This window comes from Humidesulfovibrio mexicanus (genome assembly GCF_900188225.1).
Taxonomy (GTDB): domain Bacteria; phylum Desulfobacterota; class Desulfovibrionia; order Desulfovibrionales; family Desulfovibrionaceae; genus Humidesulfovibrio; species Humidesulfovibrio mexicanus.
Window position 1 is genome coordinate 383,348 of the sequence record NZ_FZOC01000002.1, and the last position, 19,333, is coordinate 402,680.

Here is a 19,333-nt window from a genome sequence, read left to right on the forward strand (position 1 = left end):
GACTGGCGTCGTGTATGACGCGATAAACTTCTATGGTCTACGTACCGCAGAAGTTTGAAGAATGGAAGAGGGGTGGGGGAAGAATGTCGGTCGGCTAAGCTCGGAAGGTATAGCGCCGACCAGCGGCCATGTACTCTGTTTTGCAGCCGCGCAAAAGACCTCGCAAGTCCTGGAAGCGGTCCGCACCGGTGCAGTGCCCGGCCACAAGCAGACAGACGCCATGCCGATGGAGCGCATCGGCGGTTTCCTCCAGCGCGTTCGTGTCGGCTTTGTAGAGATGCAATCCCCCCAGGACGGCATGGAAGGATGCGATGCCCAGGCGGTCGCGCGCGCAGTCCAGGGAATTAGCCAGTCCGCTGTGGCAGCAGCCCAGCACGGCCACCGGGCCTTGCGCCGTGTCGAGCACAAGGAAGGCGTCGTCGGGGACGTTGTCGGGCTGGCGGCCGTCGCGGTCGTAGGAGAAGCCCTGCACAGCCTGGAAACGGCCCTGCTCGCGGGGGATGTCGGTGATCATGGTCAGGCCGGGCGCGAGTTTGGTGATGGGGCCAGCCGGGACAAACGTCGGCAGCGGGGTTGGCGGCCCGATGTGGCGCGGCCCCTTGGGGTCAGCGGACCAGCGGTCACTGGCGCAGGTGGGGTGGGCGTGGATGGTGCCGGTGAATCCTTCCGCAAGAAGCGCGGAAATCCCTCCGGTGTGGTCGTAGTGCCCGTGGCTCAGGGCCAGACCCTGGGCGCGCGCCACATCGATGCCCATCGCCACAGCGTTTTTGAGGAACAGGCCGGTTTTGCCCGTGTCCCACAGCCACAGCGCCCCATCGGCGAGGGTGAGGGCCATGGAAAGCCCCCACTCGCTGCCGAACTCGGGGGCGCAGGATTCGTTGTCGCACAGGATGGCTATTTCAAATTGCGTGGGCATCAGCGCCGGACCTCCCCTGGAGCGGTGGCGTCGTGCTTGCCGCCCGGTCTGGGCCACTTTTGCGGGTCGTCTTTGAAAAGCTTGTAGTTGATGGAGTCCACAAGCGCCTGCCAGCTGGCCTCGATGATGTTGTGCGACACGCCGACGGTGCTCCAGCGGTTTTGCCGGTCGCCGGATTCGATGAGCACCCGGACATAGGAGGCCGTGCCCCCGCCGTTCTTGTCCGCCATGGACATGACGCGCACCTTGAAGTCGAGCAGGCGCATCTGCGCCAGGGTGGGGTAGGAGGGCTCCAGCGCGCGCCTGAGGGCCACGTCCAGGGCGTTCACCGGGCCGTGGCCCGTGGCCGCCGTGTGGGCCACCTCACCGCGCACCTGCAGCATCACCGTGGCCTCGCTGAAGGGCTCCTTCTCGTCGTTCACGGCGTCGAGCACGCGGTAGTTCAGCATCTGGAAGTAGCGCTTGCTCCAGCCCATCATGCGGAAGAAGAGGATCTCGTAGCTCGCCTCGGCCACGGAATAGTCGTAGCCCATGCTTTCGCGGCGCTTCAGCTCGGCCAGCAGGTCCAGCACCGCCGGGTCGTCCTTTTCCAGGTCGTAGCCGTACTGGCGCGCCTTGAACAGGATGTTGCTGCGTCCGGCCAGATCCGAGAGCAGCACTCGGCTCACGTTGCCCACCTGGGCCGGGTCGATGTGTTCGTAGGTTTGGGGGTTCTTGACCACGGCGCTGACGTGCACGCCCCCTTTGTGGGCGAAGGCCGAACCGCCCACATAGGGCTGGCGCGGGAAGGGGCGCTGGTTGGCTGTCTCGGCCACGTAGTGGGATATCCCGGCAAGCTTTTTGAGGTTTTCCGGACCGATGGTGCGCACGCCCATCTTGAGTTCCAGGCTTGGGATGATGGAGCAGAGATTGGCGTTCCCGCAGCGCTCGCCATAGCCGTTCATGGTGCCCTGCACCTGCGCCGCACCCAGGCGTACGGCCTCCAGGCTGTTGGCCACGGCCAGCTCGGCGTCGTTGTGGGCGTGGATGCCCAAGGCGGCCCCTGGAAGCGTCGCCTGCACCTTGGCGATGATCTCGGCCACCTCCGCAGGCAATGCGCCGCCGTTGGTGTCGCACAAAACCAGCACGTCGGCCCCGGCGTCGCGCGCGGCCTTCAGGCAGGCGATGGCGTAGTCCGGGTTGGCCTTGAAGCCGTCGAAGAAGTGCTCGGCGTCGAAGAAGAGCTCCTTCAGGTGCGGGCGCAAAAAGGCCAGGCTGCCGGAGATGAGCTCGATGTTCCGCTGCAGGCTCACCTTGAGGGCGTGGGTGGCGTGGAAGTCCCAGGTCTTGCCGAAGATGCTGGCCGCCGCCACCTGGGCCTCAATGACGGCCTTGAGGTTGGGGTCGTTCTCGGCCGTTGTCTTGGCGTTGTGGGTGCTGCCAAAGGCCGCGACGCAGGCGTTCTTCAGGGCGTAGTTCTGAATTTCCTTGAAGAACGCCTTGTCCGTCGGGTTGGAGCCGGGCCAGCCGCCCTCGATGTAGTGCACACCGAGCTCGTCCAGCTTGCAGGCGATGCGGATCTTGTCCTCTGTGGTGAGGTGCATTTCTTCCGCTTGCGTGCCGTCCCGGAGGGTGGTGTCGTAGATGCTGGCCTGGCGCATGATGATTCCTGTCCTTTTGTTCTTAGCCCACAAAGGTCTGGTGCAGGGTGCGCACCGCAAGTTCGGTGTACTTGTCCTCGATGAGGCAGGAGAGCTTGATCTCCGAGGTGGAGATCATGAGAATGTTGATGTTCTCGTCGCGCATGGCGCGGAAGGCCTTGGCCGCCACGCCGGAGTGGTTGCGCATTCCAACGCCGATGACCGAGACCTTGCTGACGTTCTTGTCCGAGAGCAGGGCCTGGTAGCCGATCTCGCCCTTCAGCCCCTCGATGAGCTTCAGGGTGGCGTCGAGGTCGGCGCGGGTGACGGTGAAGGTGATGTCCGTGCGGCCGTCCTTGCTGGGGTTCTGCACGATCATGTCCACCAGGATCTTGTTCTCCGCGATGGGCGTGAAGATGGAGGCGCAGACGCCGGGCTCGTCGATGACGCCCACCAGCGTGACTTGCGCCTGGTCCTTGTCGTAGGCGACGCCGGAGACCTGCACTGCTTCCATGACTGTATCCTCCTGGGTGACCATGGTGCCGGGCTCGTCGCTGAAGGTCGAGCGCACATGAACGGCAACGTTGTATTTTTTTGCGAATTCCACGGAACGGATCTGGAGCACCTTGGCACCCATGCTGGCCATTTCCAGCATCTCGTCATAGGAGATGCGGTCGATCTTCCTGGCCTCGGCGCAGATGTTGGGGTCGGTGGTGAACACGCCGGGCACATCGGTGTAGATTTCGCACATCTCGGCCTTGAGGGCTGCGGCCACGGCCACGGCAGAGGTGTCGGAGCCGCCGCGCCCCAGGGTGGTGATGCGGCCAATGGCGTCCACGCCCTGAAAGCCCGCGACCACCAGCACGTCGTCAATCTCCAGCATCTTGAGCAGCTTTTCGGAGTCGATGTCCTCGATGCGGGCCTTGCCGTAGGAATTGTCCGTTTCAATGGGAATCTGGAAGCCGAGCACGCTGCGGCATTTGATGCCCTCGTCCTTGGCCATCATCGAAAAAAGGGCCACGGAGATCTGCTCTCCGGTGGAGACAAGGCTGTCCATCTCCGCCGGGTCCGGGTGGTCGGACCACTGCCTGGCCAGGGCGATGAGCCGGTTGGTTTCTCCGGCCATGGCCGAAAGCACCACGATGACCTTGTCGCCGTTTGCCAAGGGGCGGCGAACATTGTTCAGCACCTGCCTCATGCACTCCAGGTTGCGCACGGAGGTGCCGCCGAATTTCTGCACCACGATGTTCTTCATTGTGAGGATTCCTTCCGCCATTGGTTGAGCTTAGGGGCCAGGGCGTCCAGCAGGGCCTCGGCCGCCTTTCCCCATGCCCTGATTTCGAGCGCCCGTCCAGAGGGAACAGGGGTCCAGGCGAGGAGCAGCGCCTCGTCCGGACGTTCGCCAGGGGGCAGGTTCTCGGCCCACTCGGCCACCACCAGAACATCCTTCGCGTCCAGCGCGTCGAAGAATTCGTCCGGCGCGGCCCCGGCCACGCGGTACAGGTCGAAGTGCGCCACGGGCGGGGTGGTGGGGTACAGGTTTACGATGTTGAAGCTGGGGCTGGAGACCTCGGCGGCGTGTGCGCCAGGAAGGGTGGAGACCAGCCCCCGCACCAGGGTGGTCTTGCCCGAGCCGAGCGGGCCGGAAAGCAGCAGCGGCATGGAGCCTCCGCCCTCCCCGCGCGCGGCGGCCAGGGCGACCCCCAGCGCCGCGCCCAGGGCCAGGGTTGCCTGCGCGTCGGGAAGGAAAAGCCGCGTCATCAGGCCTTGGCGTCGTGATGTTCCAGCAGGGTGCGCAGGATGTCCTCCTTGCCCACCACGCCCACAAGTTTGCCGCCGTCCACTACCGGCAGGGTGTAGAGCTTTTCGTTCACCATGACCGTGGCGATCTCGTCGATGGGCGTGTGCGGAGACACGGACTTGGCGTGCGGGGTCATGGCGTCGGCCACGGTGCTTGCGGCAATTTTGCGTATCTCCCGCTCGAAGTCCTCGCGGCTGGACAGGGCGATGAAGCCGTCGAGCATGGAAAACAGCGAGGGCATGGTGACCTGCTTGTGCTGGGCCACAAGGTCGCTTTGGCAAAGCACGCCCACGAGTTTGCCCTTGGCGTCCACAACGGGCGCGCCGTTGATCTTCTTCTCGATGAGCAGGGCCACAGCGCTTCTGATGTCGGTTTCGGGCGAAAGGGTCACCGGGTCCGGGGTCATGATGTCGATGGCCTTCAGCATGATGTGCGCTCCTTGAGGACAAGTGGCAGGGTATGGGCGATCTCCGTGGGCAGGTTGCCCCGGAGGGGGAAATCCTCTTCCAGGCGGCGACCGCACAGGGCGTGCCAGTGCACGGCCAGGCAGGCGGCGGAGAGCGGCTCGATGCCGCGCGCCAGGCAGGCGGCCATGACGCCGGCCAGCACGTCGCCGGAGCCGCCCACCGCCAGGTTGGGCGCGGCGATGGGACACAGGCGCAGCACGCCGTTCTGGGCCACCAGGGTTCCGGCGCCCTTCAAGGCCAGCACCTGCGGGTGCGTTTGGCAGAAGCGTCGGGCCGCGCTTGGCCTGTCGGCCTGCAGTTCGCCCATGCCCATGCCCAGAATGCGCGCCATCTCGCCGGGGTGCGGCGTCAGCACGGCGTTTGCGGGCAGCTCGGCCATGAGCCCCGGCGACTGGGCCAAGTGGAACAGGGCATCGGCGTCGTAAACGCAGGGCGGCGCCCAGGCCTTGCCCATCTCCTGGCTGAAGTGCCGGGCGAAGGCGGTGGCGAAGGCGGCGAGAAATTCGCCGGAGCCTGCATCGCGCCCAAGGCCGGGGCCGATGACCACGGCTCCGAAGCGGCTCAAGTGCGGCAGCAACTCCTCCAGGCAATCGGGCATGAAACGGGCCTGGCCGGACTGCCCCAGGGGCAGGGCCATGAGGTCCGGCATGGCGGCCTTGGCTTCGGCCAGCACGCCGCGCGGACAGGCCAGGGTGACCAGCCCGGCCCCGGCGCGCAGGGCCCCGAGGCCGCAGAGCTGCGCCGCCCCGGTGAGCCCCTCGCCCCCGCCGATGACCAGCACGTGCCCGGCCTTACCCTTGTGCAGATCCGCCGCGGGAATCTTCAAAAGATCCAGCAGCGCGTCGGTCATGAGCATTTGGCGTGGCGATGTCGCGGCAGTGGCCGCGCGGGGAATGCCGATGCTCCGCACGTCCAGCGTTCCCACATGGGGTGCGGCGTGGGGCAGGGCGCAGCCCAGCTTGGCCGCGTGGAAGGTGACGGTGAGGTCGGCCCGGACGGCCACGGGCTTGGGAAGGCCGGAGGTGCCGCACAGGCCGGAAGGAATGTCCAGGGCCAGCACGAAGGCGTTTTCCCCAAGGCGGTTCATGGCCTCGATGAGCGCCGCGTACTCGCTTGAGAGCGGTCCCTTGAGCCCGGCGCCGATCAAGCCGTCCACCACGATGTCCGGGCGGGGCAGGGTTTCAAGCACGCGTGCGGCGCGGTCCAGAGGCAGCCTGCGCAGTTCCGCGCCGACCCGGCGGGCCAGATCCATGTGGTAGCGGGCTTCGGGGGAATGGCCGCTTCTGGGCTTTGTGTGCAGCACCAGCGGTTCGGCCCCGGCGTCCAGCAGCCTGCGTGCCAGCACGAAAGCGTCGCCGCCGTTGTTGCCCCCGCCCGCCATCAGCAGCACGCGCGCGCCCTCCAGCGGTCCGACGGCCTGCTCCAGGGCGTCCAGGGCGCGGGCTCCGGCGTTCTCCATGAGCAGTTCGGCCTTGAGGCCGAAGTCCGTGATGGCGGCCTGGTCCCAGGCGGCCATTTCCGCTGGCGTGGGCAGTGGTTCGAACATGAAGCCTCCCATCGGGTCAGATCTCCGGCTGTCCACTGGTCGTGTCCGGGCCTTCCAGAATCACCACGGCTGCGGCGATTCCTCGCTCGTGCGTGAGCGAAACGTGGGCCGCGCGCACGCCCATCTCAAGGGCCAGCTCCCGTGCGCGGCCGGTGAGCACAAGCCTGGGCGCGCCGGAGGGAAGGGCGGCCACCCCGATGCTGTGCAGGGTGACGCCTCGGGAGAAGCCGGTTCCCAACGCCTTGGCGCAGGCCTCCTTGGCGGCGAAGCGCGCGGCGACATAATATTCCGCGTTGGACTTGGGCATGGCCTCGGCCTCGGCCGCGGTGAGCACCCGGCCCACGAAGCGCGCTCCGAAGCGCGCCAGACTGTTGCGGATGCGCTCCACCTCGGCCACATCGAGTCCCAGGCCCAGAATCATTGGCGGCGCCCTAGTCCACGAACCCGCGCAGGATGTCCACCATGTCGCGGGTGGCCCTGCGCAGGCCCGTGTAGACCGCGCGGGCCATGATGCTGTGCCCGATGGAGTATTCCACGATTCCCGGCACCTTGGCGAAGGGCAGCACGTTCACGTAGCCCAGCCCGTGGCCCAGGTTCACCTTGAGGCCAAGGGACTGGGCGCGGCGCACGCCATCGACGATTTTACGGAATTCGGCCTGGCGGGCCTCTGGCGTGCGGGCGTTGGCGTAGTGGCCGGTGTGCAGCTCCACGAACTGCGCGCCCGTCTGGCTGGCCGCTTCGATCTGCGCGGGGTCGGCGTCGATGAACAGACTGGCTGTGATGTCGCGCTCCAGCAGCGGGGCGAGAAAGGACGAGAACTCGCCCTCGCGGCCCACGCAGTTGAGCCCTCCCTCGGTGGTGAGCTCCTGGCGCTTTTCCGGCACCAGGCACACGGTGTTGGGGCCTATGGTCAGCGCGATCTGCTGCATTTCGCGGGTGGCGGCCATCTCCAGGTTGAGCCGCGTGTTCACCGTGCGGCGCAGAAGCTCCACGTCGCGGTCCTGAATGTGGCGGCGGTCCTCGCGCAGGTGCACGATGATGCCCGTCGCCCCGCCAAGCTCGGCCTCGTGGGCGGCCAGTACGGGGTCCGGCTCGCGGCCCAGCCGGGCCTGGCGCAGGGTGGCGACATGGTCCACGTTGACGCAAAGAAGGGGCATGGGGGTCCTCCGGTGTGGGGATGCGTTTGTTTTTATGTACGCTTTCCCCGTAGCGAAGGCAACAGCGCCGCACGCTCCCTCCTCTCGGCGCGGTCCGCAGGGCGGGGCGGCCCCTCCGCAGGCGCCGCGTTGACATCCGCACACGGGGAATGTACCCCAATGCGGCCGGAAGCGCCCGTCCGCTCGCCAATCTCATCCCAGGAGCCAGCTCATGAACGTCTGCATCGTCGGAACCGGATACGTCGGCCTGGTCACTGCCGCCTGCCTCTCGGAGATGGGCAACCACGTGCGCTGCGTGGATGCCAATCCCAAAGTGGTGGAGACCTTGCGCGCCGGGCGCATCCATATTTTCGAGCCTGGCCTTGAGGACCTGGTGCGCCGCAATACGGCGGAAGGCCGCCTGACCTTCACCGACAGCCTGGCCGAGGGGTTGTCCTTTGACGGCGACGGGGCCGAGTTCGCCTTTGTCTGCGTGGGCACGCCGGAAGGCGCGGACGGCACCTGCGACCTTTGTTACGTGGACGCCGTGGCCGCGGAGATCGGACGAACGGTTTCGCGCCCGCTCATCGTGGTGAACAAGTCCACGGTGCCCGTGGGCACGGCGGACCGCGTCCGCGCGATCCTTGACCGCGAATTGTCCGCCCGCGGCATGGATGTGGACGTGGACGTGGTGTCCAACCCGGAGTTCTTGAAGGAAGGCGATGCGGTGAAGGACTTCATGAAGCCCGACCGCGTCATCGTGGGCACCGAGAACCCGCGCAGCGCGGAGATGCTCAAGGCGCTGTACGCCCCCTTCGCCCGCAGCCGCGAGAAGCTCATCATCATGGGCGTCAAAAGCGCGGAGATGACCAAGTACGCAGCCAATTGCATGTTGGCCACCAAGATCAGCTTCATCAACGAGGTCGCCAACATCTGCGAGCGCGTGGGGGCCGATGTCTCCGAAGTGCGCCTTGGGATTGGCAGCGACCACCGCATAGGCTATGACTTCATCTATCCTGGTGTCGGCTATGGCGGCTCCTGCTTCCCCAAGGACGTGAAGGCCTTTTTGGGCACCGCCCGCCAGGCCGGGTACGAGGCCGGGCTCATAGACGCCGTGGACCAGGTGAACGCCCGGCAGAAGCTGGTGCTGGCCCATAAGGTGTTGCGCCATTTCGAGCCGTTGGGCGGCGTGGCGGGCAAAACCCTGGCCTTGTGGGGCCTGGCCTTCAAGGCCAACACCGACGACATCCGCGAGGCTCCGGCCCTGGCCATCATCAGGGAGCTTACCGCCAGGGGGATGCGCGTGCGGGCCTTTGATCCCGTGGCTCGGGAACGCGCCCAGGCCGAGCTTGCCGCCGACCCGCTGGTGGAGCTGGTGGCAGAGCAGTACCAGGCCTTGGACGGTGCAGACGCCCTGGCCGTGGTGACGGACTGGAACCAGTTCCGCAACCCGGACTTTGCGGGCATGGCCAGGAAGCTGGCCCACAAGGTGGTCTTCGACGGCCGCAACCTGTACCAGCCGGAACTGCTGGCCCGCTTCGGACTCAAACATTACGGCATCGGACGCTGACGGGCGGCGGCGTCCAGGCCCAAACGGGCGGGGGAATCCTCCGCCATCGGGAGGACCCATGCGCGCACGGAAAACGCCCCCCATCGAGATCATTCTCACGCCTTTCAACCGCTTCTTCGCCATGTCCGCGGCGGGCGGACTGGTGCTGCTGGCCTGCACGGCCGCAGCCATGTTCTGGGCCAACTCGGCCTGGGGCGATTCCTACGAGCGCTTTCGCGAATTGCACCTGCGCGTGGGCCTGGACGGGCATGTCCTGGACCTTTCCCTGGCGCACTGGGTCAACGACGGCCTCATGGCCGTGTTCTTCTTCGTGGTGGGCCTTGAGATCAAGCGCGAACTGCTGGTGGGCGAGCTGTCCACCGCGCGCAAGGCCATATTGCCCATCCTGGCCGCGGCCGGGGGCATGGCCGCACCCGCCGCGTTTTACGTCTTTTTCAACCAGGGCGGACCGCACATGGCGGGCTGGGGCATCCCCATCGCCACGGACATCGCCTTCGCCCTGGGCATCCTCTCCCTTCTGGGCGAGCGCGCCCCCGTCAGCCTCAAGGTCTTTCTTACCGCCGTGGCCATTGCCGACGACATGGGCGCGGTGCTGATCATTGCGCTGTTCTACACCTCGCAGCTTTCCCTGGCCGCTCTTGGCGCGGGGGTGGGATTTCTGGCGCTCATGGCCGCAGCGAACGCCTCGGGCATCCGCAAGCCGTTGCCCTTTCTGCTGCTGGGCATCGCCGCCTGGGCCTTCTTTTTGTCCTCCGGCGTGCACGCCACCGTGGCCGGGGTGCTGGCGGCCATGACCATCCCGGCCCGGCCGCGTGCAGGGGCGCAGGACTTTCTGGTGAGAAGCAGGAATATCCTGAATGAATTTGAGGGGGTCTGCAAGGAGGGGATGCGCTGTATGCTGGAGAGCAAACGCCAGCCCCAGTTGTTGTTGACCCTGCGCGAGGCCTGCCGCGATGCCGAGACGCCGTTGCAGCGCCTGGACGCCATGCTGCACCCCTGGGTGGCTTTCGCCATCATGCCCGTATTCGCCCTTGTGAACGCGGGCGTGTTGCTGCCTGCGGACATGGCGGCGGCCATCGCCCGGCCGGTGAACCTGGGCATCATGTTCGGGCTGGTGCTGGGCAAGCCGCTCGGGGTCACCCTAACGGCTTTGGGGCTCACCGCAAGCGGCATCGCCCCCAGGCTGGCCGGGGTGGGCTGGCGGCATCTGCTCGGGGCCGGGTGCCTTGCGGGCATCGGGTTCACCATGAGCATCTTCATCACCGAACTGGCCTTCAGCGACCCGGCGGTGAAGGACAGCGCCAAGCTCGGCATTCTGACGGCCTCGCTGGTTTCGGCCCTTGCGGGCTGGGCCGTGCTGCGCCTGCTGACCCCGGCGCCCAGGCGGTCCTGATTGCGCCTCTTCAGGCCGGGAAGCGCTCCTGGTGTATGCGCTCCGGCCGGAAGCGGTCCTCGCTCCGCCGTTCTTCGGCTGGCCGCCCGATGGGGATGAAGGAATGTGGCACAACCCCCGCCGGTGCGCCGAAGAGCTTGGCGAAGGCCTCGACCCGTTCCTGCACTGGATGGATGCCCGTCCACACGGCGCCCAGGCCAAGGCCGTGCGCGGCCAGCAGCAGGTTCTGCACGGCTGCGGCGCAGTCTATGACCCAGTAGCCAGGGTATTTTTCCACCCGCGTGTCGCCGCAGACGAGGATCCCCGCCGGGGCCTTGGCGGCCATGTGCACATGCGGGTGAATGCGGGACACTTCCGCCAACAGGGCGGGCTGGCGCACCACGACGAACTGCCAGGGCTGCTGGTTGCCTGCGCTGGGCGCGGCCATGGCGGCGGAGAGCAGCGTGCGCAGTTGCTCGTCGGTGACCGGCCCCTCGGCGTACTTGCGGATGCTGCGGCGGGTGAGAATGGCGTCCATGACGTCCATGAGGACCTCCTCGTGCTGTGTGGCGGCGTGAGGCAAACCACCTTCGGCACCCCTACGCCTTCGCGCGGCAGAAGGCAAAGGCCGGGCAGTTGACCTGCGCGGCAATGGCAGGTAGTGGCATCTTGTCCGGCCAAGCCGGTTGTTTTACCCTTTCAGGAGCAGCAGATGCGCAAACCGTCCATAGGACTCAGCCTCGAAGGCCTGCCGGCCATCGGCCTTTTCGCCTTCGCCACCCTGGTATTCGCCGCCATGGGCTGGTGGCTTTTCGCCTTGGTCCTGCTTGTTGTCACGTGTTTCGTGGTGAATTTCTTTCGCGATCCCGAGCGTGTTGCGCCCGAGGATCTGGACGCGGTTGTTTCCCCGGCGGACGGCCGCGTGGTCAAGGTGGATTTCGCTCCGGACCCGATTTCCGGCCAGGTGCGGCAGGTGGTCTGCATCTTCATGAACATCTTCGACGTTCATGTGAACCGCGCCCCGGTGGAGGGCAGCGTAGAGGCCATCCGCTACATTCCGGGCAAGTTTTTTAACGCCAGCCTGGACAAGGCCAGCACCGACAACGAGCGCAACATTCTTGTCATGGGCCGCGGGGCCGACCGCTTCACCATCGTGCAGATCGCGGGGCTCATCGCCCGGCGCATCGTCTGCTGGACCGAGCACGGCGACATCCTGCGCCGGGGCGAGCGGTTCGGTCTCATCAAGTTCGGGTCCCGTGTTGACCTCTATCTGCCTGACGGCTATGCCGTGAAGGTCTATGTGGGCGAAACCGTCCGCGCGGGCGAGACGGCCATCGCTGTCCGCAAGTAGGGCCGCCGCCCGGGAGTTCGTATGGCCAAGGAAAAGGCGTTGCCCCGCCACAAGGGCGTGTACATACTGCCCAATCTTTTCACTGCTGCAAGCCTGTTCCTGGGCTTTCTGGGCATGGTCCTGGTCATGGAGGGCCGCTTCGAGCACACGGCCCTGTGCATTTTGGGCTCGTGCCTCTTCGACGGCCTGGACGGCAAGGTGGCGCGGCTCACCAACACCACCAGCGAGTTCGGCGTGCAGTTCGACTCCCTTGCCGATCTGGTCGCCTTCGGCGCGGTGCCCGGCCTTATGATGTACCAGTGGCAGCTCTCCGGGTTCGGCACCCTTGGGCTCATGGCCTCCTTTCTCCTTGTGGCTTGCGGAGCGCTTCGCCTCGCCCGCTTCAACGTGCAGTCCGCCGTCACCAGCAAGAAGTTCTTCATCGGCCTGCCGATTCCCGCGCAGGCCAGCACCCTGGCCACACTGGTGCTTTTTGCCCCGCACCTGCCCGAGGCCTGGCTCGGCACCGTGCTGCCAACTGCCAGCCTTGTGCTCGTCTACATCCTGTCCTTCCTCATGGTCAGCACCATGCGCTACGCCTCGTTCAAGGAGTACGGCTTCATCAAGGCGCATCCCTTCAGCTCCATGGTGACGGTGATCCTGCTCTTCGTCATGGTGGCCTCGCAGCCCAAGATGCTCGGCTTCGTGTTTTTCCTCGGCTACATCCTGAGCGGCCCCATCTACACCCTGTTCATCCTTTCGCCGCGCGGCTCCAAGATGCTGGCCGCCAAGGAGCAGAAACAGGGCTAACCCTGCTTCTTGCCCCAACCAGGGACTGGACAAAACGCACCCGCGCATGGCATGGTGCTTGTGCGCGGCAAGCGGGTGCCACCGCGGATGCGCACACGAGAACACAAGATGAATAGCCGCACCGTCCATGTCCACAGCATTGGCGCCACCAGCGCCCTCTTCGCCCTTGGCGCCGCCGCGCTTATCCTACGGTTGTCCCAGCGGGACCACTCGTAGGCCGGGCTTTCTGTCTCTTTTTCCCATTCATTGAAGTCTTCGGCCAAGGGTGATTCCCCCTGGGACGTTTTTCGCGCGGGCATATGCCCGCTTTTCGTTTTTGCCCGATTTGTCAATCTTGCGTCCGGACCGTGAAGCGGATAGGCTTTCACCTTCAAGCGAGGAGGATTTATGTCTGATCGCGTGTACATTTTCGACACCACCCTGCGCGATGGCGAGCAGTCGCCCGGCGCCACCATGAACCTTGAGGAAAAGGTCAGCCTGGCGCGCCAGTTGGAGGCGCTCGGCGTGGACATCATCGAGGCGGGCTTTCCCGCCGCCAGCCAGGGCGATTACGAGGCCGTGCGGGCCATTGCCGGGGCGGTGCAGCATGTGCAGGTGGCCGCCCTGTGCCGGGCGCTGGAAAAAGACATCGACCGCGGCTGGGAAGCCATCAAGGGCGCGGCGCACCCGCGCATCCACACCTTTCTGGCCACCAGCGAGATCCACATGGTGCACAAGTTGCGCAAATCGCGCGAAGAGGTGCTCGCCATGGCGGAGGCGGCCGTGCGGCACGCCGCCAGCCTGACGCCCAACGTGGAGTTCAGCGCCGAGGACGCTTCCCGCTCCGACTGGGAGTTCTTGGCCAAAGTTTGCGAGGTTGTCATCCGCGCCGGGGCCACAACCGTCAACATCCCCGACACCGTGGGCTATGCCCAGCCCTTCGAGTTCGGCGAACTCATCGCCTATCTCCTCAAGACCGTGCCCAACGCCAAGGACGCCGTGTTCAGCGTGCACTGCCACAACGACCTGGGCCTTGCCGTGGCCAACAGTCTGTCGGCCATCCGTGCCGGGGCGCGACAGGCCGAGGTGACCCTGTGCGGCATTGGCGAGCGCGCGGGCAACGCCTCCCTTGAGGAACTCGTCATGGCCCTGCGCACCCGGCATGAGCTCTACAAGGTGGAGTCCGGCGTGAAGACCGAGCAGTTGTACCCCAGCTGCCGCAGGCTCGCGCAGATCATCGGCCAGCCCATTCCGCCTTACAAGGCCATCGTCGGACCCAACGCCTTTGCCCACGAGTCCGGCATCCACCAGGACGGTGTGTTGAAGAACCCGCTCACCTACGAGATCATGACGCCCGAATCCGTGGGCCGCAAGGGCACGGACATGGTCATCGGCAAGCATTCCGGCAGTCACGCTATCAAGGCCAAGCTTGCGGAACTGGGCTACCCCCTGGACGAGCAGCAGCTTGCCGTGGTCTTCGCCGCCGTGAAGGAGTTGGCCGACAAGAAGGAGCGCGTGTTTGACGAGGATGTTGAGGCGCTGGTGCTGGAGAAGGTGTACCGCCGCCGTGACAAGTACCGCCTGAAGGACATGAGCGTGTTCTCCGGCACGCACGGGGTGCCGCCGCACGCGGCCATGGTGCTTGAGGTGCTGGACGGCGAGGCCGTGGTGGAGGAACGACGCAATTCCTCCTTCGGCGAAGGCCCGGTGGACGCCCTGTTCACCTGCATCGGCCAGATGGTGGGCTACCAGCCCGCACTGGACCGTTTCCAGATCAACGCCGTAACCGGCGGAACCGACGCCCAGGCCACCGTGACCGTGCGTATCGCCCACGGGGAAAAGAAGTCCGTGGGCCGCGGCACCAACGAGGACATCCTCGTGGCCAGCGCTATGGCTTTCTTGAATGCGCTCAACCGTTTGGAGAAAATGAGAGAGGAGAAAGAGGAATGTCCCACACTGTAGCCGAAAAGATCCTGCAGGCGCACACCGACGAGGAGATCACCCGCGCCGGGCAGATCGTCAACTGCCGCGTGTCGCTGGTCCTGGCCAACGACATCACCGCGCCGCTGGCCATCAAGAGTTTCAAAGCCATGGGCGCGGCCCAGGTCTTTGACAAGGACAAGGTCGCGCTTGTGTGCGACCACTTTACGCCCAACAAGGACATCGACTCCGCCGAGCAGGTGAAGGTGGTGCGCGACTTCGCCCGCAAGATGGGCATCACCCACTATTACGAAGGCGGCGACGTGGGCGTGGAGCACGCGCTCCTGCCGGAGCTGGGCCTGGTCGGCCCTGGCGACATCGTGGTGGGCGCGGATTCCCATACCTGCACCTACGGCGGCCTGGGGGCCTTCGCCACGGGCATGGGCTCCACGGACATCGCCGGGGCCATGGCGCTGGGCGAGACCTGGTTCAAGGTTCCTCCCACCATCCGCGTGGCCTTCGAGGGCGAGCTTTCGCCCTTTGTGGGCGCAAAGGATCTGATCCTGCGCCTCATCGGCAGCATCGGCGTGTCCGGCGCGCTCTATCGCGCGCTGGAGTTCTGCGGGCCGGTCATCGACGCCTTGTCCATCGAGGGCCGCATGACCATGGCCAACATGGCCATTGAGGCCGGCGGCAAGGCCGGGCTCTTTCCGGCCGACCACAAGACCCTGGCCTACTGCGCTGTGGCCGGTCGCACGGGCGACAAGCCCCTCAAGGCCGATGCGGGCGCGTCCTACGAGCAGGATCTGACCCTGTCCGTCACGGGAATGCCCCCGCAGGTGGCCTGCCCGCACCTGCCCGACAACGTGCGCGGCGTGGACGAGATCAAGGGGCTCGCCGTGGACCAGGTGGTCATCGGTTCCTGCACCAACGGCCGCATCGAGGACCTGCGCGAGGCGGCCAGCGTGCTCAAGGGCCGCAAGGCGCGCAAGGGCGTGCGGCTCATCGTGCTGCCCGCGACGCCCAAGATCTGGCGGCAGGCCATGGCCGAGGGGCTCTTCGACATCTTCATGGACGCCGGGGCCGTTGTGGGGCCGCCCACCTGCGGGCCCTGCCTGGGTGGGCACATGGGCATCCTGGCCGGGGGCGAACGCTGCATCGCCACCACCAACCGCAACTTCCGCGGCCGCATGGGCAGCCTGGAGAGCGAAGTGTACCTCGCCGGGCCGGCCGTGGCCGCAGCCAGCGCCGTGGCCGGCGAGATCATCAACCCCGCCAAGCTGTAAGCCGCCAGGCATAAGGAGACCAAAGACATGCTCGTTACTGGCAATGCGCACAAGGTCGGCGCGCACATCGACACCGACGCCATCATCCCGGCCCGCTTCCTGGTCACCACAGACGCAGCCGTGCTGGGGTCCAACTGCATGGAGGGCCTGGAGCCCGGCTGGGTCAAACGGGTCAAGAAGAACGACATCATGGTGGCCGATGAGAACTTCGGCTGCGGCTCCTCCCGCGAGCACGCGCCCATCGCCATTCTTGGCGCGGGCATTCCCGTGGTGGTGGCCAAGAGCTTCGCCCGCATTTTCTACCGCAACGGTTTCAACATGGGGCTGGTGCTGCTTGAGGTGGGCGACGACATCGCCAAGCTCAAGGACGGCGACCAGCTGGAAGTGGACACCGAGGCCGGGCGCATCAAGAACCTGAGCACCGGCGAGACCGTGGTCTGCGCCAAGGTGCCCGCCTCCATGCAGGAGCTGCTCGACGCGGGCGGCCTGGTTCCCTATGTCAAGAAACGCCTGGCTGAAAGGCAATAGAGGATTGGAAACAATGAAAATCTGCGTCATCCCCGGCGACGGCATCGGCAAGGAAATTGTCGCCCAGGCCTTGCGCGTGCTGGACAAGGTCACCGAGAAATTCGGCACCCGTTTCGAAATCGAGGAAGCGCTCATGGGCGGCGCGGCCATCGACGCCACAGGTTCCCCCCTGCCCGAACAGACGGTCGCGCTCGCCCTGGCGGCCGATGCCGTGCTGCTGGGCGCTGTGGGCGGCCCCAAGTGGGACACCCTCGACCCTGCGATCCGGCCCGAGCGCGGGTTGCTCGGCATCCGCAAGGCTCTGGGGCTTTTCGCCAATCTCAGGCCAGCCAGCCTGTTCCAGGAGCTCAAGCACGCCTGCTACCTGCGGCCGGACATCGTGGCCAAGGGCATCGACCTCCTGGTGGTGCGCGAGCTCACCGGCGGGGCCTACTTCGGCACGCCCAAGGGGGTGGAAGTGCGTGATGGCGAACGCGTGGGCTTCAACAACATGATCTACGCCGAGCACGAGATCCGCCGCATCGCCAAGGTGGGCTTCGAGGCCGCCATGAAACGCAGCAAGAGGCTGTGCAGCGTGGACAAGGCCAACGTGCTGGACGTTTCGCGCCTGTGGCGGGAAGTGGTGCTGGAAGTCGCCCGCGACTACCCGGACGTGGAGCTTTCCCATATGTACGTGGACAATGCGGCCATGCAGCTGGTGCGCGACCCCTCGCAGTTCGACGTCATCGTCACCGAGAACCTTTTCGGCGACATTCTGTCGGACGAGGCTTCCGTCATCACCGGGTCCATCGGCATGTTGCCCTCGGCCTCGCTGGGCGAGAAGAACCCAGGCCTGTTCGAGCCCATCCACGGGTCCGCCCCGGACATCGCCGGGCAGGACAAGGCCAACCCGCTGGCCACCATCCTGTCCGTGGCCATGCTGCTGCGCTATAGCTCCACGGAGAAGACCGGCGACATGGGGCCCCAGGCCGACGCCATCGAGCAGGCCGTGCGCAAGACGCTCCAGCAAGGCTATCGCACCGGCGACATCCGCGAAGACGGATGCAAGCTGGTGGGCTGCCAGGCCATGGGCGACGCCGTGCTGGCCAACCTGTAGCCTTTCCAGACCGCATCGGGTGCATGGAGGGGGACCGGGAGACCGGCCCCCTTTTTTGCGTCCGCGCCTACCAGGCGAAGGGCGGCTTTTCGCGGAACTCGAAGACGTAGGGGAAGGGCGGCGTGGAGACGAGGTCCACGCGGCGGGCCAGGATGCGGAAACCCGGATTGGTGATGGCCAGCCCTGGACCATCGCCGCCTTTGGGGGCCTTGTCCGCAAGGTGCTTGTCCGCGCCGTGGAGCGGTTCCAGGCTGCCGAACACCTCCACCCAGTCGCCGTCGCGCAGGCCGTCCAGTGACTCGCCGTCGGCTCCGCGCACCAGGAAGCGCAAGTCCAGGCTGTCGGCAAGGCAGCACACCACGGCCACACGCCGCAACAGCACATGCCCATGGGCGTCCAGGCCAGACGAGCGCAGCACCTGCGCGCGCAGGGCGAAGCGCGGCGGGTAGTCTTTGCGGCCCTTGTCCAGCATGATGTACAATTCCGCAAGGTTCAGGCGCGTGTAGCGCTCGCCGTCAAGCACGGGGCTGGGGTCGGCAGGGGCCTCCTCCTCGGGTGCGGGCATGGGCGCGGAGAGTGTCGCCGGGGCTTCGCCAGAATCGCCTGAGCCAAAGGGTTCCCTCGCGGCCTGCTCCCAGGCCATGGCGCCGAGGGACAGGAAGGCCAGCAGCACGGCTTGCCGCCACAGCCGCGCCGGGGTGGAGGGGCCGGGCGTGGGCCGCAGCACAAGCGCCAATCCGCACAGGCACAGCAGCGCCCCCGCTCCAAAAGTAAGCCCGCTGAAGCGCGGGTTCAGGAAGTACCAGTACAGGCTTGAGCGCGAGAGCGCCGCGATGAACCCGCCCATGCACAGCAGGCACAGGCCGTCCACGCGGTCCTGAAGGCTTTGCCGGAAGGCGGAGCGGAATAGCGCCAGTTTTGATGCCTGGCTCATGGCAGTGCTCCGGAAAGGCCAAGGCCCATGGCGAGGAGGTACACCGCCGTCGCAGGGGCAAGAATGAGCACAAGGGCGATCTTGCGGCGGAACACGGCCAGGAAGGCCGGAATGAGTTTCAAGTCCAGCATGGGGCCGATGGCCAGGAACGCCAGCAGCGCCGCAGGGGGGAACATGGACAAGCTGGCGGCCACGAAGGCGTCGGCCTCGGAACACACGCTCATGAGCACGGCGGCGAGCATCATGGCGGGCACGGCCGTCCACACGCTGCCGGACACGGCCGCCAGCAGCTCCTGCGGCAGAAAGACCTTGAACAGTCCGGCCGCGCATGCGCCCAGGATCAGGAACATGCCCATGTCCAGGAATTCGCGCCCCGTGCCGCGCAGAACGTCCAGCAGACCCTGCCCGATGGAAGGCCGGGCCTGCTGGTCCGCGTGGGCATGGCAGCACCCGCAGCCTGCGTCGTGGGCCATGTCCAGGGCTGGCCGCAGGGGGGACTCTGCTCCGGCCGCGCCAAGCGCCCAGCCCAGCATGGCCGCCGGAACCAGCACCAGGGCCACGCGCCAGGCCACCATCTCCCAACTGCCCTGGAACGCCACCCAGGTGGAGGCCATGGACACCGGATTCACCACCGGGGCCGCCAGCATGAAGGGGAAGGCCGCGCCCGCTGGAACCCCTTTGCGGATGAGCCGACGCGTCACCGGAACCACGCCGCATTCGCAGGTGGGCAGCAGCAGCCCGGCGAACAGCCCCAGCGCAATCTGCACGGGCAGGCGCTTGCGCGCCAGACGGGAGAGGGCCTTGTCCCCCACATATACGGCGATGATGGAGGACAAAAGCGAGCCAAGCAGCAGAAACGGTGCGGCTTCGATGACGATGGAACTGACGATGGCAGCAAACACGGCGAAAGCGCTCTGATCCATGGAAACCTGTTGGGCCTTATGGGTTGACAGGGGTGCAACTTTGTTGCATTTGCTGTGCAACTGAGTTGCACCGCTTGGGGTGTAGCCGAAACATGGAGCG

At 66.2% G+C, this 19,333-nt stretch carries 19 protein-coding genes; 8 read left to right on the top strand and 11 right to left on the bottom strand.

From position 1 onward, the window contains the following. Positions 1-94: 94 nt before the first annotated feature. The 8 genes from CHB73_RS05490 to CHB73_RS05525 are packed head-to-tail and all read right to left on the bottom strand — an operon-like array spanning position 95 to position 7,506. Positions 95-916, bottom strand: a complete 822-nt coding sequence (locus tag CHB73_RS05490; protein ID WP_089272908.1) for an MBL fold metallo-hydrolase — start codon at positions 914-916, stop codon at positions 95-97. Next, positions 916-2,556 carry a citramalate synthase gene (cimA, locus tag CHB73_RS05495; RefSeq protein WP_089272910.1) on the bottom strand — a complete coding sequence of 547 codons (1,641 nt, stop codon included), beginning with the start codon at positions 2,554-2,556 and terminating at the stop codon, positions 916-918. The genes CHB73_RS05490 and cimA overlap by 1 nt, the downstream gene beginning before the upstream one ends. A gap of 22 nt (positions 2,557-2,578) precedes the next feature. Next, positions 2,579-3,790 (bottom strand): aspartate kinase, encoded by a 1,212-nt coding sequence (locus CHB73_RS05500; RefSeq protein WP_089272912.1) that lies wholly within the window; start codon positions 3,788-3,790, stop codon positions 2,579-2,581. Next, positions 3,787-4,296, bottom strand: coding sequence for a tRNA (adenosine(37)-N6)-threonylcarbamoyltransferase complex ATPase subunit type 1 TsaE (gene tsaE, locus CHB73_RS05505; RefSeq protein ID WP_089272914.1), 510 nt, complete (start codon positions 4,294-4,296; stop codon positions 3,787-3,789). Before tsaE ends, CHB73_RS05500 begins: the two co-directional genes overlap by 4 nt. Next, positions 4,296-4,763, bottom strand: a complete 468-nt coding sequence (locus CHB73_RS05510) for a CBS domain-containing protein (protein ID WP_089272916.1) — start codon at positions 4,761-4,763, stop codon at positions 4,296-4,298. The genes tsaE and CHB73_RS05510 overlap by 1 nt, the downstream gene beginning before the upstream one ends. Beyond that, complete coding sequence (locus CHB73_RS05515) at positions 4,757-6,349, bottom strand: NAD(P)H-hydrate dehydratase (RefSeq protein ID WP_089273405.1); 1,593 nt, start codon at positions 6,347-6,349, stop codon at positions 4,757-4,759. Before CHB73_RS05515 ends, CHB73_RS05510 begins: the two co-directional genes overlap by 7 nt. Before the next feature lie 16 nt (positions 6,350-6,365). After that, complete coding sequence (acpS, locus tag CHB73_RS05520) at positions 6,366-6,770, bottom strand: holo-ACP synthase (protein WP_089272918.1); 405 nt, start codon at positions 6,768-6,770, stop codon at positions 6,366-6,368. Positions 6,771-6,780: 10 nt separating this feature from the next. After that, a complete protein-coding gene (locus CHB73_RS05525) occupies positions 6,781-7,506 on the bottom strand; it encodes a pyridoxine 5'-phosphate synthase (RefSeq protein ID WP_089272920.1) in 726 nt (241 codons plus the stop codon). A gap of 211 nt (positions 7,507-7,717) precedes the next feature. Between CHB73_RS05525 and CHB73_RS05530 the strand changes: the two genes are divergently transcribed. Beyond that, the gene (locus tag CHB73_RS05530; RefSeq protein ID WP_089272922.1) at positions 7,718-9,055 is read left to right on the top strand and encodes a UDP-glucose dehydrogenase family protein; all 1,338 of its coding nucleotides are present in this window, start codon (positions 7,718-7,720) and stop codon (positions 9,053-9,055) included. 58 nt (positions 9,056-9,113) lie between these two features. Next, a complete protein-coding gene (nhaA, locus tag CHB73_RS05535) occupies positions 9,114-10,448 on the top strand; it encodes a Na+/H+ antiporter NhaA (protein ID WP_218819349.1) in 1,335 nt (444 codons plus the stop codon). A gap of 10 nt (positions 10,449-10,458) precedes the next feature. On the opposite strand, the gene CHB73_RS05540 is transcribed toward nhaA, so the two are convergent. Then, complete coding sequence (locus CHB73_RS05540) at positions 10,459-10,974, bottom strand: nitroreductase family protein (protein WP_089272924.1); 516 nt, start codon at positions 10,972-10,974, stop codon at positions 10,459-10,461. A gap of 165 nt (positions 10,975-11,139) precedes the next feature. On the opposite strand from CHB73_RS05540, the gene CHB73_RS05545 reads away from it, so the two are divergent. The 6 genes from CHB73_RS05545 to leuB all read left to right on the top strand — a co-directional run bounded on the left by CHB73_RS05545 (position 11,140) and on the right by leuB (position 17,376). After that, a complete protein-coding gene (locus CHB73_RS05545; protein ID WP_089272926.1) occupies positions 11,140-11,778 on the top strand; it encodes a phosphatidylserine decarboxylase family protein in 639 nt (212 codons plus the stop codon). A gap of 21 nt (positions 11,779-11,799) precedes the next feature. After that, a complete protein-coding gene (pssA, locus tag CHB73_RS05550; protein ID WP_089272928.1) occupies positions 11,800-12,567 on the top strand; it encodes a CDP-diacylglycerol--serine O-phosphatidyltransferase in 768 nt (255 codons plus the stop codon). A 387-nt stretch (positions 12,568-12,954) separates the two neighbouring features. After that, positions 12,955-14,508, top strand: coding sequence for a 2-isopropylmalate synthase (locus tag CHB73_RS05555; RefSeq protein WP_089272930.1), 1,554 nt, complete (start codon positions 12,955-12,957; stop codon positions 14,506-14,508). Beyond that, on the top strand, positions 14,493-15,752 hold the full coding sequence (gene leuC, locus CHB73_RS05560; protein ID WP_089272932.1) for a 3-isopropylmalate dehydratase large subunit: 1,260 nt from the start codon (positions 14,493-14,495) through the stop codon (positions 15,750-15,752). Before CHB73_RS05555 ends, leuC begins: the two co-directional genes overlap by 16 nt. Positions 15,753-15,779: 27 nt before the next feature. Then, positions 15,780-16,280: a 3-isopropylmalate dehydratase small subunit gene (locus tag CHB73_RS05565; protein ID WP_089272934.1), complete on the top strand. Its 501-nt coding sequence runs from the start codon at positions 15,780-15,782 to the stop codon at positions 16,278-16,280. Between the two features lie 13 nt (positions 16,281-16,293). Continuing rightward, complete coding sequence (gene leuB / locus CHB73_RS05570) at positions 16,294-17,376, top strand: 3-isopropylmalate dehydrogenase (RefSeq protein ID WP_089272936.1); 1,083 nt, start codon at positions 16,294-16,296, stop codon at positions 17,374-17,376. 67 nt (positions 17,377-17,443) lie between these two features. Here leuB and CHB73_RS05575 read toward each other — a convergent pair whose 3' ends face one another. Together CHB73_RS05575 and CHB73_RS05580 are read right to left on the bottom strand one after the other, a co-directional pair. Further along, positions 17,444-18,310, bottom strand: a complete 867-nt coding sequence (locus tag CHB73_RS05575) for a hypothetical protein (RefSeq protein ID WP_089272938.1) — start codon at positions 18,308-18,310, stop codon at positions 17,444-17,446. Continuing rightward, the gene (locus CHB73_RS05580; protein WP_089272940.1) at positions 18,307-19,233 is read right to left on the bottom strand and encodes a permease; all 927 of its coding nucleotides are present in this window, start codon (positions 19,231-19,233) and stop codon (positions 18,307-18,309) included. Before CHB73_RS05580 ends, CHB73_RS05575 begins: the two co-directional genes overlap by 4 nt. Between the last annotated feature and the right edge of the window lie 100 nt (positions 19,234-19,333).